Here is a 24,564-nt window from a genome sequence, read left to right on the forward strand (position 1 = left end):
GACACTACCACAGCACCGTAAATAAACAAGACGGGCTCAAGGCGCGGCCTTGCGTTGCTCGGCCTGGGCCACGATCACTCGGCGCCGCTGATCATCGGCGGAGCGCCATTCACGGATGTCTTCCACATGGCGGAAGCAGCCGAGGCAGACTTTTTGCTCGTCCAGGCGACACAAACTGATACAAGGTGACGGCACCGCCGGGCTGACATTACTGAACAGCGGCTTGGGCGGGCGTACAGGCGCAGGCTGGGTCACGGTCAGATCTCGTCGAAATCCAGCTCGGCGCCGGTATATTCGTGGACCAGGCGCGCGAGCATCTCGCCCAGCAACTCTTCACTCTTGTCACACTGCCATTTGCCGCTTTCTTCGTCGTAGTCGAAGTGGACGCCACCGGAGCGCGCCGCCAGCCACAGCTGACGCAGCGGCTCCTGGCGGCTGAAGATCAGTTGCTGGCCACTCTCGAACTTGACGGTCAGCACACCGGCCGAGTTTTCCAGATCCACATCCAGGTCGCTGTCGTCGAAAATATCTTCCAGCTTCTCTTGGGTGGCATCCACCAGGTCGTGAAAACGGGCTTCGGTCAAACTCATTGTGGCAACCTCGAAAGTGTCTGGTTTTGCTCAAGCGCCGCACGATACGGGCGAGCCCCGCCGATTGCAAAGGATACCGATTTCAACACGATTGACGGCGTGAAATATCCTCAACCAGCGTAGTCCGCTTCCCGACCATCTCGGCAAACCCCCGCCGGACGGGTATTTCAGCGCATAGGCAAGCTGGCGGGTGGTCGGTATACTCGGGCGCAATTAATGCATATTCAAGGATTTCGCCATGAAGCGCCTGATCTCTTCCCTTGCTGCGCTCGTCGCGGTCGCTTGCCTCGTTAGTGCCTGTGGTCAAAAAGGCCCGCTGTACCTGCCCGATGACAGCAAAGACCCGAATGAACAGGCGCAATCGTCGCAAAAGCCCTCCAAAGCGCATAAGCACGACACCTACGAATAAGGGAGCTCCATGGACGCTTTTAACTACCGGGACGGCGAGCTGTTCGCGGAAGGCGTGGCGTTGTCCGCGATTGCCCAGCGCTTTGGTACCCCGACCTACGTGTACTCCCGTGCGCATATCGAAGCCCAATACCGCTCGTTCACCGACCCTCTCGATGGCGTACCGCACCTGGTGTGCTACGCCGTCAAGGCCAACTCCAACCTGGGTGTACTGAATGTCCTGGCGCGTCTGGGCGCCGGTTTCGACATCGTCTCCCGTGGCGAGCTGGAACGGGTCCTGGCCGCCGGCGGCCAGGCTGACAAGATCGTGTTCTCCGGCGTAGGCAAGAGCCGCGAAGACATGCGCCGAGCCCTGGAAGTCGGCGTACATTGCTTCAACGTAGAGTCCACCGACGAGCTGGAACGCCTGCAAGTCGTCGCCGCCGAGATGGGTGTTCGTGCGCCGATCTCACTGCGCGTCAACCCGGACGTCGATGCCGGCACCCACCCGTACATTTCCACCGGTCTCAAAGAGAACAAGTTCGGCATCGCCATTGCCGACGCCGAAGACGTGTACATCCGTGCCGCCCAGCTGCCGAACCTGGAAGTGCTGGGTGTCGACTGCCATATCGGCTCGCAACTGACCACACTGCCGCCGTTCCTGGATGCCCTCGACCGCCTGCTGGCATTGATCGACCGCCTGGGCGAATGCGGCATCTACCTGCACCACATCGACCTCGGTGGTGGCGTGGGCGTGCGTTATCGCGATGAAGAGCCACCGGCGATCGCCGACTATATCCAGGCCGTGCGCGAGCGCATCGAAGGCCGCGACCTGACGCTGATGTTCGAGCCGGGCCGCTATATCGTCGCCAATGCCGGCGTGCTGCTGACCCAGGTCGAGTACCTCAAGCACACCGAGCACAAGGACTTCGCCATCGTCGATGCGGCGATGAACGACCTGATCCGCCCGGCGCTGTACCAGGCCTGGATGAATGTCACCGCGGTGACGCCTCGCAACAGCGAAGCACGCGCCTATGACATCGTCGGCCCGATCTGCGAGACCGGCGACTTCCTGGCCAAGGATCGTCAACTGGCCCTGGAAGAAGGCGACCTGCTGGCCGTGCATTCGGCCGGTGCCTACGGGTTTGTCATGAGTTCCAACTACAACACCCGCGGACGTACCGCCGAGGTGTTGGTGGACGGTGATCAAGCGTTGGAAGTGCGTCGCCGCGAGACGGTAGCCGAGTTGTATGCTGGCGAAAGCCTGCTGCCGGAGTAAGCCATGCTGCTGCGTTTTACCAAGATGCACGGGCTGGGCAATGATTTCATGGTCCTCGACCTGGTCAGCCAGCACGCGCACATCCTGCCCAAGCACGCTAAACAGTGGGGCGACCGGCATACCGGGATTGGCTTCGACCAATTGCTGATCGTCGAGGCGCCAAGCAACCCGGAGGTGGATTTCCGTTATCGGATCTTCAACTCCGACGGCTCCGAAGTGGAACAGTGCGGCAACGGTGCGCGCTGCTTTGCACGCTTTGTGCTGGACAAGCGCCTGACCGCCAAGCGGCAGATTCGCGTCGAGACCAAGAGCGGCGTGATCGAGCTGGATATCCGCAGCGACGGCCAGATCAGCGTCAACATGGGCGCGCCGCGCCTGGTGCCGGCGGATATTCCGTTCCAGGCGACCGAGCAGGCCGCCAGCTACCCGCTGGACGTTGACGGCCAGACCGTCGACATCGCTGCCGTGTCCATGGGCAACCCCCATGCGGTGCTACGGGTCAACGACATCAACACTGCCCCCGTGCATGAACTGGGGCCGAAGATCGAACACCACCCGCGCTTTCCGGCGCGGGTCAATGTGGGTTTCCTGCAGGTGATCGACCGTTCCCGCGCGCAATTGCGCGTGTGGGAACGCGGCGCCGGCGAAACCCAGGCCTGCGGTACCGGTGCTTGCGCCGCTGCCGTGGCCGCGATCAGCCAGGGGTGGATGGATTCGCCCCTGTTGATCGACCTGCCCGGTGGACGCCTGTCCATCGAGTGGGCAGGCCCTGGCCACCCGGTGATGATGACCGGGCCGGCCTCGCGCGTATACGAAGGACAGGTCCGTCTATGAGTGAGCCAAGCCAATGACCGATAAGCCTCAAGTACCCGCACAAGCAACTACCCCGAGCGAAAGTCTGGAGGCCGCTGCCGTCGCGGCGTACCTTGAGGCTAATCCGGACTTCTTCGTCGAACACGAAGAACTGCTCCCGGCCCTGCGCATCCCCCACCAGCGCGGCGACACCGTGTCGTTGGTGGAGCGACAGATGAAGATCCTGCGCGAGCGCAATATCGAAATGCGCCACAAGCTCTCGCACCTGATGGATGTCGCCCGCGACAACGACCGTCTATTCGAGAAAACCCGCCGTCTGATTCTTACCCTGATGGACGCCACCAGCCTGGAAGAAACGGTCATCGCCGTGGAAGACAGCCTGCGCCAGGACTTCCAGGTGCCGTTTGTCAGCCTGATCCTGTTCAGCGACAACCCGATGCCGGTGGGTCGCTGGGTCAGTGGCGGCGACGCGCAAACCGCGATCGGCGGCCTGCTTTCCGAAGGCAAGACCATCAGCGGCACCCTGCGCGAGCACGAGCTGGACTTCCTGTTCGGCGCCGAACAGCGCAAGCAGATCGGCTCTACCGCCGTCGTCGCTCTCAGCCATCAAGGCCTGCACGGCGTCCTGGCCATCGCCAGCCGCGATCCCGCGCACTACAAGAGCTCGGTGGGCACTTTGTTCCTCACCTATATCGCCGAAGTACTGGGCCGCGTCCTTCCGCGCCACACCACCGCCCTGCGCGCGGTGCGCTAGCCATGGAACGGCAACTGGACGCTTACTGCGCTCACCTGCGTAACGAGCGCCAGGTGTCACCCCATACCCTGGAGGCTTACCGACGGGACTTGAACAAGGTCCTGGCGTATTGCGAAAAACAGCAGGTCACCAGCTGGAAGACCCTGGATATCCAGGGCCTGCGCAGCCTGATCGCACGGCTGCACCAGGCGGGCCAGTCCTCGCGCAGTCTGTCGCGCCTGCTGTCGGCGGTGCGTGGCCTGTATCACTACCTCAATCGCGAAGGCCTCTGCGACCACGACCCGGCCAGCGGCCTGTCCCCGCCGAAAGGCGAACGACGTCTGCCCAAGACCCTGGACACCGACCGTGCCCTGCAATTGCTCGATGGCGCCGTGGAGGACGATTTCCTCGCCCATCGCGACCAGGCGATCCTCGAACTGTTCTACTCTTCAGGCCTGCGCCTATCGGAGCTGACGGGCCTGAACCTCGATCAACTGGACCTGGCCGACGGCCTGGTGCAAGTGCTCGGCAAAGGCAGCAAGACTCGGGTGCTGCCGGTAGGCAGGAAAGCCCGCGAAGCCCTGCAACTGTGGCTGCCGCTGCGCGCCCTGGCCAATCCGGTGGACGACGCGGTGTTTATCAGCCAGCAAGGGCGGCGCCTGGGGCCGCGCGCCATCCAGGTACGGGTCAAGGCTGCCGGCGAGCGCGAGCTGGGGCAGAACCTGCATCCACATATGCTGCGGCACTCCTTTGCCAGCCATATGCTGGAATCGTCCCAGGACCTGCGCGCCGTGCAGGAACTGCTTGGCCATTCCGACATCAAGACCACGCAGATCTATACCCATCTGGACTTCCAGCACCTGGCAACGGTCTACGACAGCGCCCATCCACGGGCCAAACGCATCAAGGACGGCGACTCATGAACATCAAGCTGATCACCTTCGACCTGGACGACACGCTCTGGGACAACGTACCCGTCATCATCAGCGCCGAAGCGTCGATGCGCGAATGGCTGGCCACCCATGCCGCCAAGGTGGGCGACCTGCCCCTGGAGCATTTCGCCAGCCTGCGCCAACAGGTGCTGCAACGGCATCCCGAACTCAAACACCGCATCAGTATCCTGCGCCATCGGGTGTTGATACATGCGTTTGAAGAGGCCGGTTATCCACAGCCTGAGGCCACGGAAATGGCCGATGTGTGTTTCGAAGCGTTCATTCACGCCCGCCATCAGCTCACGCCTTTCCCTGAGGCCGAGCCGATGCTGCAAGCGCTGCGCCAGCATTTTCTGCTGGGTGTGATCACCAATGGCAATGCCGATGTGCAGCGTGTTGGCCTGGCGGACTACTTTCACTTTGCGCTACGCGCTGAAGATATTGGCATCGCCAAGCCGGATGCGCGGCTGTTCCAGGAAGCGCTGCAGCGCGGCGGAGTAGATGCCAGTGCGGCGGTGCATGTTGGCGACCACCCTGGGGACGACATTGCCGGGGCTCAGCAGGCGGGGCTGCGGGCAGTGTGGTTCAACCCGTCGGGCAAGGTGTGGGAAGGGGATAAACTCCCGGATGCACAGATTCGCAGCCTGACGGAGTTGCCGGAGTTACTTCGCAGCTGGCAGTAACACGGGTGAGAAAAATGTGGGAGGGGGCTTGCTCCCGATAGCGGTGTATCAGTCTCCAGATGTATTGACTGACCTACTGTAATCGGGAGCAAGCCCCCTCCCACACTTGATTGGGGGTAACCTGTAGCCGGTTATTACAGGCATGAAAAAACCCGCAGCGACGGCGGGCTTTTTCTTACAAGCAGGTGGCTGACCTTAGATAGGTCGGCTGCCGTACTTGTTATCCGGCTTCTTGGGCGGGTCAGCAACCACATTGGGCTCGACTTCGACCACTTTGCCGCCTTTGGCAAGAAACTCTTCCATCGCACGGGCCAGGGCATCGCGCTCTTTGTTCTTGGCCTCAACGCTCGGCAATTCATCTACCGAAACAGCAGCCTTGGCTTTGCCCTTGGCAGCTGGAACAGGAGCGTCATCACCACCGTCGTCCTCAGCAACGTCTTCCGCCGCCGCTTCAAGACCTTCTTCGGTGTCGTCTTCGTCACCTACTTCGAGTTCGTCGTTTTCCAGATCATCGTCGCTCATGTTCTACCTCATGACTTGCGAAAAGCAGATTAGTTATAGCCCAGCTTCGCCCTCTGTCGAGGTTGCCGGAAAAAAATCACATCCACCGGATAACCAGTGGCTTATGCCCCATCACCGTGCAAGGTGGCGAGGACTTTACGAGCACCGCCATGATCACGGTGCTCGCCCAGATAAACACCTTGCCAGGTCCCCATCGCCAAGCGGCCGGCCTTGACCGGCAAACTCAGCTGGCAGCCCAGGAGACTGGCCTTGAAGTGCGCCGGCAGATCATCCGGACCTTCGTCGTTGTGTTCGAACCCGGCGTAACCTTGCGGCACCAGCGAGTTGAAAAAACGCTCGAAGTCACGACGAACCGCCGGATCGGCATTCTCGTTGACCGTCAACGAGGCCGAGGTGTGCTGCAGCCACAGGTGCAACAGGCCCACGCGGCAGGCCTTCAGCTCAGGCAAGCCGGCAAGCAACTCGTCAGTCACCAGGTGAAAGCCCCGGGGCTTGGCCCGCAGGGTAATCAGGGTCTGTTGCCACATACAGTTCTCCGCCCATCGGCGCGCATTCTAGCGCGCTCTGGGAAAAAACAAAGTGCCGAATACGCCTACGTGCCTGTAAGACATTCGCACGCTGGAAAGTGCATGACAAACTCTGCGCAAAAACCGGCACAGCTTGTTATGACTGACAAACGCCAGGCAAAAAAATGCCCGGCAAGCCGGGCATCTTTTTTTCGCGTACTTACAGGTTGTAGCCGCGTTCGTTGTGTTGCGCCAGGTCGAGGCCGACAGCCTCTTCCTCTTCGGTAACCCGCAGGCCCATGACCGCGTCCAGCACCTTGAGGATGATGAAGGTGACGATGGCGGTATAGATCACGGTGAAGCCGACACCTTTGCACTGGATCCAGACTTGAGCTGCGATGTCAGTCACGGTGCCGAAGCCGCCCAATGCAGGGGCTGCAAACACACCGGTGAGGATCGCACCGACGATACCGCCGATACCGTGCACGCCGAATGCGTCCAGGGAGTCGTCGTAGCCCAGCTTGCGCTTGAGGCTGGTGGCGCAGAAGAAGCAGATCACACCGGCCACCAGGCCGATCACCAGGGCGCCCATCGGACCAACAGTGCCGGCGGCCGGTGTAACGGCGACCAGGCCAGCCACTACACCCGAGGCGATGCCCAGTGCGCTTGGCTTACCGTGAGTAATCCACTCGGCGAACATCCAGCCCAGGGCTGCAGCAGCGGTAGCAATCTGAGTCACCAGCATCGCCATGCCGGCGGTGCCGTTGGCCGCAGCCGCAGAGCCAGCGTTGAAGCCGAACCAGCCGACCCACAGCATGGCCGCACCCACCAGGGTGTAACCCAGGTTGTGAGGCGCCATTGGAGTGGTCGGGAAGCCTTTACGCTTGCCGAGCACGATGCACGCCACCAGGCCAGCGACACCGGCATTGATGTGCACCACGGTGCCGCCGGCGAAGTCCAGCACGCCCCAGTCCCACAGCAGGCCACCGTTGCCGCTCCACACCATGTGGGCGATTGGCGCATAGACCAGAGTGAACCAGATAGCCATGAAGATCAGCATGGCGGAGAACTTCATGCGTTCGGCGAACGCACCGACGATCAGCGCCGGGGTGATGATGGCGAAGGTCATCTGGAAGGTGATGAACACGGCTTCCGGGAACAGCGCAGCCGGCCCGGTGATGCTGGCCGGGGTCACACCCGCCAGGAACGCCTTGCCCATGCCGCCGAAGAAGGAGTTGAAGTTGACCACACCCTGTTCCATACCGGTGGTATCGAACGCGATGCTGTAGCCGTAGACAACCCACAGGATGCTGATCAGGCCGGTGATGGCGAAGCACTGCATCATCACCGACAGAATATTTTTGGAGCGCACCATGCCGCCGTAGAACAGCGCCAGGCCTGGAATGGTCATGAACAGCACCAGCGCGGTGGATGTGAGCATCCAGGCGGTGTCACCGGAGTTGAGGACTGGAGCAGCCACTTCGTCTGCCGCCATGGCCAGGCTTGGCATTACGATGGACAACAGGGCTCCGAGCCCTGCGAATTTACGCAGAGTCATATTGTTTTCTCCTGGGGCGTTGGGGTTTGGCGGCTTAGATTGCGTCGGTATCGGTTTCGCCGGTACGGATGCGAATAGCCTGTTCCAGATTGACCACGAAGATCTTGCCGTCACCGATCTTGCCGGTGTTGGCGGCCTTGGTTATCGCCTCGATAACCCGGTCAAGATCCTTGTCGTCAATGGCGACATCAATCTTCACCTTCGGCAGGAAATCCACTACATATTCCGCGCCGCGATACAGCTCGGTGTGACCCTTCTGCCGACCGAAGCCCTTGACCTCAGTAACGGTAATGCCCTGCACGCCGATCTCGGACAACGACTCGCGTACATCGTCCAACTTGAACGGCTTGATGATGGCAGTGACTAGCTTCATGAAAACTCTCTCCCGAATTGGTGGACTTGCCCCAGGAAAACAAACCCGTCTCAAGTCTAAGCGCAGTGCCTGGCTTTGTAACGCATCGTCGCAAGGGCAGTTGCCATTGCGACGCCAGCGAACCACTGGTGACGAAACCTGTACCCCTGATCCGTCGGCGCACTGCATTCGTCACAGCGACTGCATCAGTGCATGGGTCATGATCGTCTAAGCAGAAACCTTGCCAGCTCCGTAAAAATCACTGAAATCAGTCCTTTGCCCACTTAAGCCCACCAGCGGGGCTATCTGGCGCCCGCAATGCGCACGAAAACGGTGCATAGGCGCCCGGCCTGATGCGCGAAAAGCGTGCGACCCCGGCCGTGAAAAAGACTATAGACGCTGCGTGATACACTGCCCGCCAACAGTTTTCCGGAATATTTCCCATGCTCGCGCCCAAAGACCTCCTCGACGCCCTGAGCGGCCACGCCTCTCGCCTGTTCAGCGGCGACACCCCGCTGCCCCGCAATGAAATCGAAAGCCAGTTCAAGGCCTTGCTGCAAAGCGGTTTCAGCAAGCTCGACCTGGTGAGCCGGGAAGAGTTTGATAGCCAGATGGTGGTGCTCGCCCGCACCCGTGCGCGGCTGGAGAGCCTGGAAGCGAAAGTCGCAGAACTGGAAGCGCGGTTGACCCCTCCAGCCGAATAAATGCGATCAGTGTGGGAGGGGGCTTGCTCCCGATGGCGGTGTATCAGCCGGTATCAATGCTGACTGCCCCCCCGCTATCGGGAGCAAGCCCCCTCCCACATTCGCTCTACCTTTTGCTCTGGATACGTTCTGTAAAACCTCCCCGCCTCGCTCTTCCCTACCTCGTCTACCCTTGAAAAACCGCAGGAAGCGGCCTCCCCTTTCAAGGAACGAGCATGTCCCTCGCCATCGTCCACAGCCGCGCCCAGATCGGCGTCGAAGCCCCTGCCGTCACCGTCGAAGTGCATATGGCCAATGGCTTGCCGTCCCTCACACTGGTGGGTTTGCCCGAAACCGCCGTCAAGGAAAGCAAAGACCGCGTGCGCAGCGCCATCCTCAACTCGGCCCTGCAATACCCCGCGCGCCGCATCACCCTCAACCTCGCGCCCGCCGACCTGCCCAAGGACGGCGGGCGTTTTGACCTGGCGATTGCCCTGGGGATCCTCGCCGCCAGCGTGCAGGTGCCAGCGTTGATGCTCGATGACATTGAATGCCTGGGTGAGTTGGCGTTGTCCGGTGAAGTGCGTGCGGTGAAAGGCGTGCTACCGGCGGCTTTGGCGGCGCGCAAGGCCGGGCGCACCGTGATAGTGCCTCGGGCGAATGCCGAGGAGGCGTGCCTGGCGTCGGGGTTGAAGGTGATTGCGGTAGACCACTTGTTGCAAGTGGTGGCGCACCTCAATGGGCACGTGCCGATTGAGCCCTACAAGTCCGATGGTTTGCTGTACCTGAACAAACCCTACCCAGACTTGAGCGAAGTGCAGGGCCAATTGTCGGCAAAGCGCGCCCTGCTGATCGCCGCAGCGGGTGCGCATAACCTGTTGTTCAGCGGCCCACCGGGCACCGGCAAGACCTTGCTCGCCAGTCGCCTGCCCGGCCTGTTGCCCCCCTTGAGCGAACAGGAAGCTCTTGAGGTGGCGGCGATCCAGTCCGTCGTCAGCCTCGCGCCGCTGAGCCATTGGCCACACCGGCCGTTTCGCCAGCCACACCACTCTGCGTCAGGGCCGGCGCTGGTGGGCGGCGGCTCGAAACCACAGCCTGGGGAAATCACCCTGGCTCACCATGGCGTGCTGTTCCTGGATGAGCTGCCGGAGTTTGATCGCAAGGTGCTGGAGGTTTTGCGCGAACCGCTGGAGTCGGGGCATATCGTGATTTCCCGCGCCCGCGACCGCGTAAGTTTCCCGGCACGCTTTCAACTGGTGGCGGCGATGAACCCCTGCCCTTGCGGCTATATGGGCGAACCCAGCGGGCGCTGTCGTTGTACGCCGGAGCAGATTCAGCGGTATCGCAACAAGCTCTCGGGGCCGCTGCTGGACCGGATTGACTTGCACCTGACCGTGGCGAGGGAAACGACGGCACTGAACCCGATCCAACAGGCGGGCGAGGATACCGCCCATGCCTCAGCGCGGGTCGCCCAGGCTCGCGAGCATCAGCAAAAGCGCCAGGGCTGTGCGAATGCCTTTCTTGATCTGCCGGGGCTGCGCGAGCACTGCAAGCTCACGAAGGTGGATGAAAACTGGCTGGAAACGGCCTGTGAACGACTGACCCTATCGCTGCGCGCGGCCCATCGACTGCTCAAGGTGGCGCGCACCCTGGCGGATCTGGATCAGGTAGAGACCATCACCCGCGACCACCTGAAAGAGGCCCTGCAATACCGCCCGGCGGCGATCACTTAAGCTTGGCGCAGCGCCAAATGTGGAAGGGGGCAAGCCTCCCACATCTTGGAAAACGGTGGCTCAGCGAAAGCGATCCACCTCATGGCGCAGGCTCGCCGCCAACGTCTCCAGTTCCTTGGCGGTAATCGCCAGGTTGGACACCACTTCACGTTGCTCGCTGTTGGCCAGCGCAATGCTCTGCAAGTTGCTGCTGCGCAAGGTCGCGGTGCTGCTCTGCTCTTGGGTGGCGGTGGTGATCGCGGCGAATTGCTGGCCGGCCGAGCGGCTCTGCTCATCAATGCGCGCCAGGGCCGAGGCTACGTCGGCGTTGCGCGACAAGCCTTCCTGCATCAGCGTGTTGCCGTGTTCCATAGTGCTGATGGCGTTACCGGTTTCCCGCTGGATGCTCTGGATCATCCCGGAAATTTCATCGGTGGCTTCGCGGGTGCGCGATGCCAGGTTGCGTACTTCATCAGCCACCACGGCAAACCCACGGCCCTGTTCACCAGCGCGTGCAGCCTCGATGGCCGCGTTGAGCGCCAACAGGTTGGTCTGTTCGGCGATGGACGTGATCACACCGACGATGCCGCCGATTTCCTGGGAGCGCTGGCCCAGGGTATTGATCACTGTGGCCGTGCTGTTCAGCGCGGTCGCGATATGTTCCAGCGACGACGACGCCTCCTGCATCGAATTGCGACCAATGCGGGTTTGCTGGGCATTTTCTTGGGCCAGGCGCTCGGTGTTGCCCATGTTGTCGGCAATGTTCAGCGAGGTGGCACTGAACTCTTCCACCGCGCCGGCCATGCTGGTGATTTCGCCGGACTGCTGCTCCATGCCGTCATAGGCCCCACCGGACAGACCGGACAACGCCTGGGCCCGACTATTGACCTCCTCGGCCGCCTTGCGGATATGGGAAACCATCGTCGACAGCGCTTCACCCATCTGATTGAAGCTGCGCGCCAGTTGGCCGATTTCGTCATGGCTGGATACGTTGAGGCGTGCGCTCAAGTCGCCCGCACCCAAGGCTTCGGCCTGGTGTACCAAGTCACTCAGCGGTTGCAGCTTGCTGCGCAGCAGCCAGACCGTGGCGCCCACCGCCAGCAACATCGCCAGCACGCTGCCGATCACCAGGCGAATCCCCACGGCCCAGGTCACCGCGCGGATTTCAGCTTTCGGCATGCTCGCAACCACGGCCCACGGGCCGCCTTCGAACGGTACCGAAACGCTATAGAAATCTTCGTTCTTGTCGCTCCAGAAGCGACCTTTGCCCGGGGTCTTGGCCAGGTCCAGCATCACCGGCACCGATTGATCCAACGCCTGCACGCTGGCGGGTGCCACTAGCCAGTGCTTTTGCTCATCCAGCAGTGCAAGGGAGCCGGTCTGGCCAATTCGGAAGCGCTTGAGGTTTTCGAATTGGGCATTCTGCGCATCGGTGTAGTCAAAACCGATGAACAGCACGGCGATAACCTTACCGCCGCTGTCACGCACCGGGCTGTACTGGGTCATGTAGGAACGATCGAACAACACCGCCCTGCCGATGTAGGTCTGCCCACCCACAACGCGCTGGTAGGCCGGGCCCTGACGGTCGAGGACGGTGCCGATGGCGCGGTTGCCATCCTGCTTGGTCAGGGACGTGCTGATACGGATGAAGTCGTCGCCACTGCGCACAAATACGGTGGCCACGCCGCCAGACATTTGCTTGAACTCGTCCACCTCATCAAAGTTGTTGTTCAACACCTCGTTGCCCAGGTACAGGCTGGGCGTCTGAACACCGGCCACGCTCACGGGTTGGTCCACATGCACGCTCAACCCGGCACCGAAACGTTTTTCAAACAGCCCGCTCAAACGCTGGGTGCTCTCGCGCAACGTGCTGTGGAAGGTATTGAGTTGGTCGGCAAGCAAGCGCGCCTCGCTGGCCAGGTGCTCCTCGCGGGTATCGAGGTTGGCGGAATCGAGGGAACGCAAGGCGAAAACAGTACTGCCGCTGATGACGACAGCCAAAATCACGGCTAACGCGAGACCTAACTGGGAGGCAATCCGGGCGCGAGGTTGAGACATGACAGCTCCTGGCCGAGGCCAGGATCATCCTGATCTCATAGCGCTGCTCGGCAAATTATCTGGTGGGAAACGTTGGTGCACGATGGTTCCAACACACCTACTTCGGCGGCGTTTTGCAATACTTGAGCGAATCGCAGGGGTATCACGCAAACGGTTGCGTCGCTGAGTCAAAACCCCTCAATTGAGCCGTTCGACGTCGGGTAAAACCATGGCCTGCACCTCGCTCTGGAGGAAATCCGCCAGACGCCGCAAGCGCTCACCCCCTGGACGGGTTTTCGGCCACACCAAATAGTAATTTTCCCCACTCGCTACCGCAGTCGGCCACGGCAAGCTCAAGCGTCCCTGCGCCACATCCTCGGCCACCATCAGCAGGTCGCCCATCGACACGCCATAACCGCGGGCGGCGGCGATCATGCCCAGCTCCAAGGTATCGAACACCTGCCCGCCTTTGAGCGACACCTGGGACGATAGCCCCATGCGCTCCAGCCAATTGCGCCAGTCCCGGCGGTCGGGTGTGGGGTGCAGTAACTCGGCGCCGGCCAGGCGGGTCACGTCCCAAGGACCGTCGTTCAACAGGTTCGGTGCACCCACCGGTATCAACAGCTCGGGGAACAGATAGCTGGCTTCCCAATCCGCTGGAAAATGCCCGTAGCTCAATAACACCGCGCAATCGAACGGCTCCTGGTTGAAGTCCACCTCGTCCACGCTCATCCAGGCGCTGGTCAGTTGCACCTCATTGCCCGGCTGCAGCGCCCGGAAGCGGCTGAGTCGCGCCAGCAGCCAGCGCATGGTCAATGTGGAGGGGGCCTTCATGCGCAGGATGTCATCTTCGGCATTCAAGGTATGGCAGGCGCGCTCCAGCGCCGCGAACCCTTCGCGCACACCGGGCAACAACAGACGCGCCGCTTCAGTGAGCTGCAAGGTGCGGCCATTGCGCTGGAACAGCCGGCAGGCGAAATGCTCTTCAAGCGTGCGGATATGTCGGCTCACCGCACTTTGGGTGATCGACAACTCCTCGGCCGCGCGGGTGAAAGAGCTGTGTCGGGAGGCCGCTTCAAACGCGCGCAAGGCATAAAGAGGAGGAAGACGACGAGACATGAGGAAAGCTCCGACAGCGCAATACTGAAACCCTACCAGAATCAATCAAGCATGAGTTTTAATCATGCAAACGATCGCATTTATCCCTTTGTGCAATGGGCTGAGAGCGCCGAGAATCAGCCCTTCCCCAACCCTCTGACTTTTTGAGCGTGATGATCATGCAGCATCCGGCACGTACCGAACTCTGGGCCATTCTGCGGCTGTCAGGGCCGTTGATTGCCTCGCAGTTGGCGCACATGCTGATGGTGTTGACCGACACCCTGATGATGGCGCGCCTGAGCCCCGAAGCCCTGGCCGGTGGCGGCCTGGGTGCCGCAAGCTATTCGTTCGTCGCGATTTTCTGTATCGGCGTGATTGCCGCCGTGGGCACCTTGGTTGCGATCCGCCACGGCGCGGGCGATATCGAAGGTGCCACCCGCCTGACCCAGGCCGGGCTGTGGCTGGCCTGGCTGATGGCCCTGGCGGCGGCCCTGCTGCTGTGGAACCTCAAGCCGGTGCTGCTGATGTTCGGCCAGACCGAGACCAACGTACATTCGGCCGGGCAATTTCTGACCATGCTGCCGTTTGCCCTGCCCGGCTACCTGAGCTTCATGGCCCTGCGCGGCTTTACCAGCGCCATCGGCAAAGCCACTCCGGTGATGGTGATCAGCCTCGGCGGTACAGTGGTCAACTACCTGCTCAACCACGCACTGATCGAAGGCATGTTCGGCCTGCCCAAGCTCGGCTTGATGGGCATCGGCCTGGTCACGGCGATTGTCGCCAACAGCATGGCGCTGGCGTTGATGTGGTACATCCGCAGCAACCGGGCCTATGCCGCCTACCCGCTGAGTACAGGGCTGCTGCACCTCAACACCCAATATCTGCGCGAGTTGTGGCGCCTGGGCCTGCCGATCGGCGGCACCTATGCGGTGGAGGTCGGGCTGTTTGCCTTTGCAGCCCTGTGCATGGGCACCATGGGCAGCACGCAGTTGGCAGCGCACCAGATCGCCCTGCAAATCGTATCGGTGGCCTTTATGGTGCCGGCGGGGATGTCCTACGCGGTGACCATGCGCATCGGCCAGCATTATGGCGCCGGACAGTTGGTGCACGCACGCATGGCCGGGCGTGTCGGCATAGGCTTTGGCGCGGCGATAATGCTGGGATTCGCGGCGGTGCTGTGGCTGTTTTCCGAGCCGCTCATAGGACTGCTGATCGACCACGACAACCCGGCGTTCCACGACGTGATCGTCCTGGCCGTGAGCCTGCTGGCCGTCGCCGCGTGGTTCGAGCTGTTCGACGGCGTGCAAACCATCGCCATGGGTTGCATTCGCGGGCTCAAGGACGCCAAGACCACGTTCCTGATCGGTGCGGGCTGCTACTGGTTGATTGGCGCACCCTCGGCCTGGCTGATGGCTTTCACGTTGGGCTGGGGGCCAACCGGCGTGTGGTGGGGCCTGGCACTGGGACTGGCCTGCGCCGCGATAAGCCTGACCTGGGCGTTTGAAGCGAAGATGAAGCGGATGATTCGCCGGGAAGGCCCGGCGCCCGAAGCCGACACCGGCTTTCAGGCGGTACAGGCCGACTAGAGACCCTCGCTCACGCGGGTGTGCTTGCCGTCGCCGAAGGTCAGGTATTCCACCAGCTCCGGCAACGGCAGCGGCTTGCTGATCAGGTAACCCTGGGCCTGGTCGCAGCCGAACAGCCGCAATAGCGCCAGTTGCTCGGGGGTTTCCACACCTTCGGCCACCACTTCCAGATTGAGGTTGTGCGCCAGGTTGATCATCGCGTGCACCAGTTTGCGGTTCTCTTCGCGCTCCTCCATGCCGCCGACAAAGCTTTTGTCGATCTTCAACAAGGCAATCGGCAGGCTGTTGAGGTGCACAAACGACGAGAAACCGGTACCGAAGTCATCCAGGGAAAACCGCACACCCAGGCGACCAAGGGCGTCCATGGTCTGCTTGACCAGGTCACTGCGGCGCATCACGGCGGTTTCGGTCAGTTCGAACTCCAACCATTGCGCTTCCACGCCGCGCTCGCTGATCAGCCGGCTCAGTGTAGAAAGCAGCTGGCTGTCCTGGAACTGGCGAAACGACAGGTTGACCGCCATATGCAGCGGCGGCAGGCCGCGTTCGCGCAGGTCTTGCATGTCACGCAGGGCCCGGGAAATCACCCAGTAACCCAACGGTACAATCAGGCCGCTCTGTTCGGCCAGGGGCACGAATTCACTCGGCGGCAACAGGCCGCGCTCGCCGTGGCGCCAGCGCACCAGGGCTTCCAGGCCGACGATATGCCCGTCGTCGAGGTCGAGGCGCGGCTGGTAATGCAGCTCCAGCTCATCACGGCGCAAGGCACGGCGCAGCTCGCTTTCCAGGTCGGCCAGGCTGCGCGCGTTGCGGTTGATGCGTTCGTTGAAGATATGAAAGGTACAGCCCTGGGTGCTCTTGGCTTGCTGCATGGCGATATGGGCGTGCCACATCAGCGGGTCGGCGCCGGCACGGGCGCGGGCATGGGCCACACCCAGGCTGCAGCCGATCAGCAGGCTTTCGCCATCCACCCAATACGGCTCGGCCATGGCTTCGGTGATGCGCTCGGCCATCCACTCCGCACGCTGGGGCGCGCGGCGCGTATCGATCAGCAGGGCGAATTCGTCGCTGCCCAGGCGCGCCAGTTGATCGCCGGCTTCCAGCTGGCTCTTGAGCCGCGAGACCACTTGCAGGATCAGGCGGTCGCCGGCCTGGTGGCCGAGGGCATCGTTGGCATGGCGGAAATTATCGAGGTCCAGGTGACCGAGGGCCAGGCCGCGACCTTCGTTCTCGGCCAACCGTGCGGCCAGCAGGGTCTGGAAGCCCTGGCGGTTGGCGATGCCGGTGAGCGGGTCCTGCTCGGCCAGGCGTTGCAGGGTGTTTTCCAGCACCCCCCGCTCACGCACATGGCGCAGGCAACGACGCAACGTGTCGGCGTCCAGCGCATTGCGGATCAGCCAGTCACTGACGCCCAGTGGCGGAACCAGCGGCTCCTGCTCCAACAACAACACGCACGGCAAGCTGCAACGGCCAGGGCCGGGTTGCAGGCTGGGCATGGTCAACAGCACTGCGCTGTCGTCGTCATCGAACAGACGACTCACCGAGTCCCAGTTTGGCGCGCTGATCAGCACAGCCCCATCGCCCATCGGCGCCAGGCACTCGCGCAACAACGCTGCCCACTCAGGCGTATCGGCCAGTAGCAGCAAACGCAAGGGTTCGACAGGCGTAGACAAGCTAGCTCCCTAGACTCTGCAAAAATTCGTTGGCGGCGGGCATTATGACGTGCGGCCTGATAATCACCAATGATCGTGGTTATCAAATACGCAGGCTGTAAGCAATTGTCTTAAAAACCCAGACATCCTGCGGCAAAGTAGCAAAACCGGCAAATTTAGATCGAGTGGTACGTCACACCGTCGATCCAGGGCAGCAGAATCTTGCCAGCCTGTTAAAATGCCCGCCCTTTTGAACAACGACTCCCTGAATTCCGTATGTCCCGACTCAATCCCCGGCAGCAAGAAGCCGTGAACTACGTCGGCGGCCCTCTATTGGTGCTCGCCGGCGCAGGCTCCGGCAAGACCAGTGTGATCACCCGCAAGATCGCGCACCTGATCCAGAACTGTGGCATCCGCGCCCAATACATCGTCGCCATGACCTTTACCAACAAGGCCGCGCGGGAAATGAAAGAGCGTGTCGGCACCCTGCTCAAGGGTGGCGAAGGCCGTGGTCTCACGGTATGTACCTTCCACAACCTGGGCCTGAACATCATCCGCAAGGAGCATGTGCGGCTGGGCTACAAGCCGGGCTTCTCGATCTTCGACGAGACCGACGTCAAGGCCCTGATGACCGATATCATGCAGAAGGAATACGCAGGCGACGACGGCGTCGACGAGATCAAGAACATGATCGGCGCCTGGAAAAACGACCTGATCCTGCCGCCCGAAGCCCTGGAAAACGCGCGCAACCCCAAGGAACAGACCGCCGCCATCGTCTACACCCACTACCAGCGCACGCTCAAGGCGTTCAACGCGGTGGACTTCGACGACCTGATCCTGCTGCCGGTGAAGCTGTTCCAGGAACACGCCGACATCCTCGAAAAGTGGCAGAACAAGGTGCGCTACCTGCTGGTGGACGAATACCAGGACACCAACGCCAGCCAATACCTGCTGGTGAAGTTGCTGATCGGTACGCGCAACCAGTTCACCGTGGTGGGCGACGACGACCAGTCGATCTACGCCTGGCGCGGCGCCCGCCCGGAAAACCTGATGCTGCTCAAGGACGACTACCCGTCCCTGAAAGTGGTGATGCTGGAGCAGAACTACCGCTCCACCAGCCGCATCCTGCGTTGCGCCAACGTGCTGATCTCGAACAACCCCCACGAGTTTGAAAAACAACTGTGGAGCGAGATGGGCCACGGCGATGAGATCCGCGTGATCCGCTGCCGCAACGAAGACGCCGAAGCCGAGCGCGTGGCGGTGGAAATCCTCAGCCTGCACCTGCGCACCGACCGCCCCTACAGCGACTTCGCGATCCTTTATCGCGGCAACTACCAAGCCAAGCTGATCGAGCTGAAATTGCAGCACCACCAGGTCCCGTATCGGCTGTCAGGCGGCAACAGCTTTTTCGGACGCCAGGAAGTGAAGGACCTGATGGCCTACTTCCGCCTGATCGTGAACCCGGACGACGACAACGCCTTCCTGCGCGTGATCAACGTGCCGCGCCGCGAGATTGGTTCCACCACCCTGGAAAAGCTCGGCAACTACGCCACCGAACGCAAGATCTCGATGTACGCCGCCACCGATGAAATCGGCCTGGGCGAACACCTGGACACGCGCTTCACCGATCGCCTGTCGCGCTTCAAGCGCTTCATGGACAAGGTACGTGAGCAGTGCGCCGGCGAAGACCCGATCAGCGCCCTGCGCAGCATGGTCATGGACATCGACTATGAAAACTGGCTGCGCACCAACAGTTCCAGCGACAAGGCCGCGGATTACCGCATGGGCAACGTCTGGTTCCTGATCGAAGCGTTGAAGAACACCCTGGAAAAAGACGAAGACGGCGAAATGACTGTCGAGGACGCCATCGGCAAGCTGGTGCTGCGCGACATGCTCGAGCGTCAGCAGGAAGAGGAAGACGGCGCCGAAGGTGTACAGATGATGACCTTGCATGCGTCCAAGGGCCTGGAATTTCCCTACGTGTTCATCATGGGCATGGAAGAGGAAATCCTCCCGCACCGCTCCAGCATCGAAGCCGACACTATTGAGGAAGAACGGCGCCTGGCCTACGTGGGCATTACCCGCGCACGTCAGACACTGGCCTTCACCTTTGCCGCCAAGCGCAAGCAATACGGCGAAATCATCGATTGTGCCCCCAGCCGGTTCCTGGACGAATTGCCGCCGGATGACCTGGCCTGGGAAGGCAATGACGACACCCCGACCGAGGTGAAGGCCGTTCGCGGCAACACCGCCCTGGCGGATATACGCGCGATGTTAAAGCGCTAGAATCGACTACTTTTCAATCTACTTTCGGCGCACAACCCGCCATTAGAGGAAGCTTTCCGTGGAAGCACTGCACAAGAAAATTCGCGAAGAAGGCATCGTGCTTTCCGATCAGGTACTCAAGGTCGACGCCTTTCTGAATCACCAGATCGACCCGGCCCTGATGAAACTGATCGGCGACGAATTCGCCGCGCGGTTCAAGGACTCGGGCATCACCAAGATCGTCACCATTGAAGCGTCGGGCATCGCACCGGCGATCATGACGGGCCTGAACCTCGGCGTGCCGGTGATTTTCGCCCGCAAGCAGCAGTCCCTGACCCTGACCGAAAACCTGCTGTCGGCGACGGTGTATTCCTTCACCAAGAAAGTCGAAAGCACCGTGGCGATCTCGCCGCGCCACCTGACCAGCAGCGACCGCGTACTGGTGATCGATGACTTCCTGGCCAACGGCAAGGCATCCCAGGCGCTGATTTCGATCATCAAGCAGGCCGGTGCGACCGTTGCCGGCTTGGGGATTGTGATCGAGAAGTCGTTCCAGGGTGGCCGTGCGGAGTTGGATGCGCAGGGTTATCGGGTTGAGTCGCTGGCGCGGGTGAAGTCGCTGGCCGGTGGCGTCGTCACCTTCATCGAATAATCGTTGCCTGCACGCGGTTAAACAGGTGGGAGGGGGCTTGCCCCCGATAGCAGCGGGTCAGCCAACACATTTGGGACTGATACACCGCTATCGGGGCAAGCCCCCTCCCACATTTTGATCTGTGTTGGTTTTTAGTGTGCGGTTGCTTGTAAGCCAGCGAGCAATAGACGCTGATAGAGATCCTCCTTCAAACCCTCCGGCGAATCCAACCCCATCCGCTTCAGATGCTCGGGAAACGCCTGGGGCTCCGGGGCATCCAGCGCCGCCTTACCCAACTCCAGAATCTCCGTCAGCTTGAATTTGCTCTTGAGCCAGTTCAATGCGCGCAACAGATCCCGCTCTTCATCCGTGAAATCGCTGCCCAGCGGATACTCCGGGAACAAACGTCGATGCCGCGCCTGGATACCCTGGAGCCGCTCCGGCGTGTTGTCGCCAAAGCGCGGATCCAGCTGGAAATCCTTGGGCAACTTGCCGGCCTTTTGCGCCTGTTCGATCAAGTCGGCCTGGAAGCGTGAGTCGGTGATATTGAGCAACGCCTCGATCACCTTGGCATCCGTCTGCCCACGCAGGTCGGCAATACCGTATTCCGTGATGACGATGTCCCTCAGGTGGCGGGGAATGGTGCAATGCCCATACTCCCAGACGATAGTGGAACTGACCTCCCCTGCCGACTCACGCCAGCTGCGCAGGATCAGGATCGAGCGCGCGCCCTCCAGCGCATGCCCCTGAGCCACAAAGTTGTATTGCCCGCCTACGCCGCTGAGCACGCGACCGTCCTCCAACTGGTCGGCCACGCCTGCGCCCAGCAACGTCACCGTGATCGCGCTGTTGATAAACCGTGCATCCTGGCGCTGCAGGCGCTTGAGTTCTTCCTGGCCGTACAGCTCGTTAATGTAGCTGATGCGGGTCATATTGAATTCCAGGCGCTTGGCGTGGGTCATCTCCTGCAGGCGCTGGTAAAAACTGCGCGGCCCCAGGAAGAAACCGCCGTGGATCGAAACGCCGTCGGGCTGCGCCGCATCGTCCAGCAAACCGGCATTGGCTTGCTCCTGGGTAGCCACATCCGGATAGACCTTGCGCCGGATAATCCCCGCATCCGCCAGCACCAACAGGCCGTTGACGAACATTTCGCTGCAACCGTAGAGGCCACGGGCGAAGGGCTCGACACCGCCTTCCCGGCTGATCAGCGGGGCCCACTGGTACACATCGATGTCCGTCAGCAGCAGTCGATAGGCTTCATTGTCTGCCTGGCGCGCCAGCAACGCGGCGGTCAGCGCATCCCCCATGGAGCCGATGCCGATCTGCAAGGTGCCCCCGTCGCGCACCAGGGTGCTGGCATGCAAGCCGATGAAATGGTCCTGGAACCCCACCGGCATGTTCGGTGTGGAGAACAGTGTGGTGCTGTCCTTTGCATCGATCAGGTAGTCGAACGCGTCCATGCCCAACTCCGAGTCGCCCGGCATGTAGGGCAACTCGGTGTGAACCTGGCCAACGATCAAGACGGTTTCGCCCGCTTCACGGCGCTTGGCGATCATGGGCAGCAGGTCGAGGGTGATGTCGGGGTTGCAGCTCAGGCTCAGGCGATCCGGGTGTTCGGCGCTGCTCGCGACCAACTGCGCCACCAGGTTCAAGCCGGCGGCGTTGATGTCGCGGGCGGCATGGCTGTAGTTGCTGCTGACATAGTCCTGCTGGGCCGAAGTGCTATGAAGCAGGCTGCCGGGCTGCATGAAGAACTGCTGCACATGGATATTCTTCGGCAGGCTGTCTGAATGCAGCGCGGCGAGAAACTCCAACTCTGGGTAATCACCAAACACCCGCTCGATAAAGGGTTCGAGAAAGCGTTTCTGCAAGCCATCGCCCAAGGTCGGGCGGCCCAGGCTCAACGCGGTGTAAATCGTCAGCGCCCGCTCCGGCAGCTTGGCGATACGCCGGTACAGTGCATTGGCAAACAGGTTGGGCTTGCCCAGCCCCAGGGGCATGCCCATGTGGATATGCGCCGGTAGCCGCGCGAGTACATCGTCAACTGCTTGCTCGATTGAACACAACTGCACCATCCGACCCTCCTGAACATTCCATGATTAGGGGTTGGACAGAGAATGGCGGGTCTTTGCTGCAAAGAACAGCCTCGAAACACACATCACACCCACAAAAAAGCCGCTCGTAAGCGGCATTTTTGACGAAGATCGACGGTTACAGGCCGGACATCTTCTTGATCGCGCCCTTCAGGTCATCATCCGAGCAATCCGCACAGGTGCCTTTAGGCGGCATGGCGTTGATACCGGTAATGGCCTTAGCCAGGATGCCATCAAGGCCGCCCTGGTGGTCGGCGCGTTCTTTCCAGGCAGCGGTGTCGCCGATTTTCGGCGCGCCCAGCAGCCCGGTACCGTGGCATGCGTTGCAGTGCTTGGCGATGATGTCGTCGGGCGTCTTCGCAGCGCCCCCGCCCGCAGCTACCGCCACTTCCATGCCCTTGCACTCCTGGCCCTGGACGCAGACTTGGCCAACCGGCTCCAGGCGCTTGGCAATGTCATCGTTGGTCGCAGCTTGAGCGCTGACAGCCCATAGGGCCAGTACGGTTGCTGGTGCAGCCAGCATTTTCATAATTAGATTCACGCGTTCACCCTCAATGGTGGCTATTCACGCCTGCGGCCACGGTTTCGCAGGCGGCGAAAGTATAACGGTTAGCCCGTCCGGCCGAAACAACCCTATTAAATAAAGGGAGATTAGACCTCGCGGAATGCAGCTGCGGGAGCCTCTGCAACGCTGGCAGGACGCCTCTTTTGTTAAAAGTTCGCGGGTGTGGCTGCGCTGATTAGTCGCGCCGGCACATCGAACGGATTACGGAAACGATGAGGCTTGGTGCTTTCAAAGTAGTAGCTATCGCCGGCTTCGAGCACAAAAGTTTCAAGACCGACCACCAACTCCAGACGGCCTTCCACCAGAATCCCGGTTTCCTCGCCCTCGTGGGTGAGCATTTCTTCGCCTGTATCGGCGCCAGGCGGGTAGATTTCATTGAGAAACGCAATTGCCCGGCTCGGGTGCGCACGGCCCACCAGCTTCATGGTGACGGCGCCGTCGGAGATGTCGATCAGCTCATTGGCTTTATAGACGATCTGCGTCGGTATTTCCTGGAGGATCTCCTCGGAAAAGAACTCGACCATGGACATGGGGATGCCGCCCAGCACCTTGCGCAAGGAACTGATCGAGGGGCTGACGCTGTTTTTTTCGATCATCGAAATGGTGCTGTTGGTGACACCCGCGCGCTTGGCGAGCTCACGCTGGGAAAGACCCTTCAGCTTACGGATGGATTGCAGTCGTTCACCGACGTCCAATGCGGGAGCCTCCTAGGATTCAGGCGTTGTTGTAATTGAGCGTTATCATGGCGACAGCGTTCAGTATTTACAACACTTGGGCCTAAATCCCAGGGAGCTGTGTTCGTCCCTGTCGCTCAAGCGCCGGAATAGAGCCTTGGCACACGACGCAGGTTGCAGAAGATCTGGTACGGGATGGTCTCGGCAGCGGCGGCGACGTCACTGGCGAGGATATTTTTGCCCCACAGCTCCACCGTGGAACCAAGACCCGCCTCGGGGACGTCCGTCAGGTCGATACACAGCATGTCCATGGACACGCGACCCAGCAATTGGCTGCGCTGCCCCGCCACCAGCACCGGCGTGCCGGTGGGCGCATGGCGCGGGTAGCCGTCGGCATAGCCCATGGCAACCACGCCGATACGCATCGGTTTGGGCGTGATGAACCGGGCGCCGTAGCCCACCGGCTCGCCGGCTGGCAGTTCACGCACGCAGATCACTTTCGATTCCAGGGTCATCACCGGCTGCAAACGCGCGGCCAAGGCCTGGTCCTCACCAAACGGTGTGGCGCCATAAAGCATAATGCCAGGACGCACCCAGTCGCTGGATACGCTCGGCCAGCCCAGCACCGACGGCGAGTTGCGCAGGCTGACCTCAGCCACCAGGCCCTGGCGCGCCGCATCGAATACCGCCACTTGCTCGTTGCTGCTGACGCAATCGAGTTCATCGGCACGGGCAAAATGGCTCATCAACACAATCTTTGCGACTTTGCCGCTGGCCAGCAGGCGCTGGTAAGCCTCGTGGTAATCCTTGGGGTGCAGGCCAACGCGGTGCATCCCCGAATCGAGCTTGAGCCAGATGGTCAGCGGCGCGCTCAACCGGGCCTGTTCGATGGCCTCCAGTTGCCACAGCGAATGCACCACGCACCAGAAATCATGCTCGACGATCAGCGGCAACTCGTCGGCTTCGAAAAAGCCTTCCAGCAGCAGCACTGGCGCGCGAATACCAGCGGCGCGCAACTCCAGCGCCTCCTCGATGCACGCCACGGCAAACCCGTCGGCCTCGGCTTCCAGCGCCTGGGCAACGCGTACGGCACCATGGCCGTAGGCGTCGGCCTTGACCACGGCGAGGGCCTTGGCCCCCGTGACTTCACGGGCCAGTTGGTAGTTGTGGCGCAAGGCTTGGAGGTCGATCAGGGCACGGGCAGGACGCATGGCGG

At 61.4% G+C, this 24,564-nt stretch carries 24 protein-coding genes; 11 read left to right on the forward strand and 13 right to left on the reverse strand.

Annotated features, from left to right (window positions below; all coding sequences use genetic code 11):
* Positions 1-36: 36 nt before the first annotated feature.
* Entirely contained in the window at positions 37-255 is a 219-nt protein-coding gene (locus PspCFBP13509_RS06390; protein WP_027608322.1) for a DUF1289 domain-containing protein, read from the reverse strand.
* A 2-nt stretch (positions 256-257) separates the two neighbouring features.
* On the reverse strand, positions 258-590 hold the full coding sequence (gene cyaY / locus PspCFBP13509_RS06395) for an iron donor protein CyaY (protein ID WP_065926683.1): 333 nt from the start codon (positions 588-590) through the stop codon (positions 258-260).
* 238 nt (positions 591-828) lie between these two features.
* Between cyaY and lptM the strand changes: the two genes are divergently transcribed.
* Genes lptM through PspCFBP13509_RS06425 form a run of 6 tightly spaced genes read left to right on the forward strand, consistent with a single transcriptional unit; the run spans position 829 to position 5,417 of the window.
* The gene (gene lptM, locus PspCFBP13509_RS06400) at positions 829-999 is read left to right on the forward strand and encodes an LPS translocon maturation chaperone LptM (protein ID WP_010207449.1); all 171 of its coding nucleotides are present in this window, start codon (positions 829-831) and stop codon (positions 997-999) included.
* 9 nt (positions 1,000-1,008) lie between these two features.
* Positions 1,009-2,256 (forward strand): diaminopimelate decarboxylase, encoded by a 1,248-nt coding sequence (gene lysA, locus PspCFBP13509_RS06405; RefSeq protein ID WP_065926684.1) that lies wholly within the window; start codon positions 1,009-1,011, stop codon positions 2,254-2,256.
* Between the two features lie 3 nt (positions 2,257-2,259).
* Positions 2,260-3,090 (forward strand): diaminopimelate epimerase, encoded by an 831-nt coding sequence (dapF, locus tag PspCFBP13509_RS06410; protein WP_065926685.1) that lies wholly within the window; start codon positions 2,260-2,262, stop codon positions 3,088-3,090.
* Positions 3,091-3,103: 13 nt separating this feature from the next.
* Positions 3,104-3,823, forward strand: a complete 720-nt coding sequence (locus tag PspCFBP13509_RS06415; RefSeq protein WP_027608318.1) for a DUF484 family protein — start codon at positions 3,104-3,106, stop codon at positions 3,821-3,823.
* A 2-nt stretch (positions 3,824-3,825) separates the two neighbouring features.
* Positions 3,826-4,725, forward strand: a complete 900-nt coding sequence (xerC, locus tag PspCFBP13509_RS06420; RefSeq protein WP_065926686.1) for a tyrosine recombinase XerC — start codon at positions 3,826-3,828, stop codon at positions 4,723-4,725.
* Positions 4,722-5,417, forward strand: coding sequence for an HAD family hydrolase (locus tag PspCFBP13509_RS06425; protein ID WP_074847965.1), 696 nt, complete (start codon positions 4,722-4,724; stop codon positions 5,415-5,417). Before xerC ends, PspCFBP13509_RS06425 begins: the two co-directional genes overlap by 4 nt.
* A gap of 195 nt (positions 5,418-5,612) precedes the next feature.
* Here PspCFBP13509_RS06425 and sutA read toward each other — a convergent pair whose 3' ends face one another.
* The 4 genes from sutA to glnK all read right to left on the reverse strand — a co-directional run bounded on the left by sutA (position 5,613) and on the right by glnK (position 8,376).
* On the reverse strand, positions 5,613-5,939 hold the full coding sequence (gene sutA, locus PspCFBP13509_RS06430) for a transcriptional regulator SutA (protein WP_027608315.1): 327 nt from the start codon (positions 5,937-5,939) through the stop codon (positions 5,613-5,615).
* Between the two features lie 101 nt (positions 5,940-6,040).
* On the reverse strand, positions 6,041-6,466 hold the full coding sequence (locus PspCFBP13509_RS06435) for a secondary thiamine-phosphate synthase enzyme YjbQ (protein ID WP_065926688.1): 426 nt from the start codon (positions 6,464-6,466) through the stop codon (positions 6,041-6,043).
* A 199-nt stretch (positions 6,467-6,665) separates the two neighbouring features.
* Complete coding sequence (locus tag PspCFBP13509_RS06440) at positions 6,666-8,003, reverse strand: ammonium transporter (RefSeq protein WP_027608313.1); 1,338 nt, start codon at positions 8,001-8,003, stop codon at positions 6,666-6,668.
* A gap of 34 nt (positions 8,004-8,037) precedes the next feature.
* Positions 8,038-8,376, reverse strand: coding sequence for a P-II family nitrogen regulator (gene glnK / locus PspCFBP13509_RS06445; RefSeq protein ID WP_002555808.1), 339 nt, complete (start codon positions 8,374-8,376; stop codon positions 8,038-8,040).
* A gap of 422 nt (positions 8,377-8,798) precedes the next feature.
* Between glnK and PspCFBP13509_RS06450 the strand changes: the two genes are divergently transcribed.
* Together PspCFBP13509_RS06450 and PspCFBP13509_RS06455 are read left to right on the forward strand one after the other, a co-directional pair.
* Positions 8,799-9,059: an accessory factor UbiK family protein gene (locus PspCFBP13509_RS06450; RefSeq protein ID WP_027608312.1), complete on the forward strand. Its 261-nt coding sequence runs from the start codon at positions 8,799-8,801 to the stop codon at positions 9,057-9,059.
* Between the two features lie 215 nt (positions 9,060-9,274).
* Positions 9,275-10,771 carry a YifB family Mg chelatase-like AAA ATPase gene (locus tag PspCFBP13509_RS06455; RefSeq protein WP_074847967.1) on the forward strand — a complete coding sequence of 499 codons (1,497 nt, stop codon included), beginning with the start codon at positions 9,275-9,277 and terminating at the stop codon, positions 10,769-10,771.
* 60 nt (positions 10,772-10,831) lie between these two features.
* On the opposite strand, the gene PspCFBP13509_RS06460 is transcribed toward PspCFBP13509_RS06455, so the two are convergent.
* Positions 10,832-12,808 (reverse strand): methyl-accepting chemotaxis protein, encoded by a 1,977-nt coding sequence (locus PspCFBP13509_RS06460; RefSeq protein WP_137211711.1) that lies wholly within the window; start codon positions 12,806-12,808, stop codon positions 10,832-10,834.
* A gap of 177 nt (positions 12,809-12,985) precedes the next feature.
* On the reverse strand, positions 12,986-13,906 hold the full coding sequence (locus PspCFBP13509_RS06465; RefSeq protein WP_065926692.1) for a LysR substrate-binding domain-containing protein: 921 nt from the start codon (positions 13,904-13,906) through the stop codon (positions 12,986-12,988).
* A 152-nt stretch (positions 13,907-14,058) separates the two neighbouring features.
* Here PspCFBP13509_RS06465 and PspCFBP13509_RS06470 point away from each other — a divergent pair, with 152 nt between their 5' ends.
* Positions 14,059-15,471, forward strand: coding sequence for a NorM family multidrug efflux MATE transporter (locus tag PspCFBP13509_RS06470; protein WP_065926693.1), 1,413 nt, complete (start codon positions 14,059-14,061; stop codon positions 15,469-15,471).
* Here PspCFBP13509_RS06470 and PspCFBP13509_RS06475 read toward each other — a convergent pair.
* Positions 15,468-17,141, reverse strand: a complete 1,674-nt coding sequence (locus PspCFBP13509_RS06475; protein ID WP_065926694.1) for a putative bifunctional diguanylate cyclase/phosphodiesterase — start codon at positions 17,139-17,141, stop codon at positions 15,468-15,470. The two genes, PspCFBP13509_RS06470 and PspCFBP13509_RS06475, sit on opposite strands and share 4 nt — an antisense overlap.
* Positions 17,142-17,396: 255 nt before the next feature.
* Here PspCFBP13509_RS06475 and rep point away from each other — a divergent pair, with 255 nt between their 5' ends.
* Both rep and PspCFBP13509_RS06485 read left to right on the forward strand, forming a co-directional pair.
* Positions 17,397-19,406 (forward strand): DNA helicase Rep, encoded by a 2,010-nt coding sequence (gene rep / locus PspCFBP13509_RS06480; protein ID WP_027608306.1) that lies wholly within the window; start codon positions 17,397-17,399, stop codon positions 19,404-19,406.
* Positions 19,407-19,464: 58 nt separating this feature from the next.
* The gene (locus PspCFBP13509_RS06485) at positions 19,465-20,037 is read left to right on the forward strand and encodes a xanthine phosphoribosyltransferase (protein ID WP_053258645.1); all 573 of its coding nucleotides are present in this window, start codon (positions 19,465-19,467) and stop codon (positions 20,035-20,037) included.
* Positions 20,038-20,168: 131 nt separating this feature from the next.
* Here the strand turns inward: PspCFBP13509_RS06485 and PspCFBP13509_RS06490 are convergent, their stop codons facing one another.
* The 4 genes from PspCFBP13509_RS06490 to alr all read right to left on the reverse strand — a co-directional run bounded on the left by PspCFBP13509_RS06490 (position 20,169) and on the right by alr (position 24,559).
* Complete coding sequence (locus PspCFBP13509_RS06490) at positions 20,169-22,091, reverse strand: acetyl-CoA hydrolase/transferase C-terminal domain-containing protein (RefSeq protein WP_137211712.1); 1,923 nt, start codon at positions 22,089-22,091, stop codon at positions 20,169-20,171.
* A 136-nt stretch (positions 22,092-22,227) separates the two neighbouring features.
* Positions 22,228-22,638, reverse strand: coding sequence for a c-type cytochrome (locus PspCFBP13509_RS06495; RefSeq protein ID WP_043293857.1), 411 nt, complete (start codon positions 22,636-22,638; stop codon positions 22,228-22,230).
* A 182-nt stretch (positions 22,639-22,820) separates the two neighbouring features.
* Positions 22,821-23,369, reverse strand: coding sequence for a cupin domain-containing protein (locus PspCFBP13509_RS06500; protein WP_003176893.1), 549 nt, complete (start codon positions 23,367-23,369; stop codon positions 22,821-22,823).
* Positions 23,370-23,485: 116 nt separating this feature from the next.
* Entirely contained in the window at positions 23,486-24,559 is a 1,074-nt protein-coding gene (gene alr / locus PspCFBP13509_RS06505; RefSeq protein ID WP_065926701.1) for an alanine racemase, read from the reverse strand.
* Between the last annotated feature and the right edge of the window lie 5 nt (positions 24,560-24,564).

This window comes from Pseudomonas sp. CFBP13509 (genome assembly GCF_005233485.1).
Lineage (GTDB): Bacteria > Pseudomonadota > Gammaproteobacteria > Pseudomonadales > Pseudomonadaceae > Aquipseudomonas > Aquipseudomonas marginalis.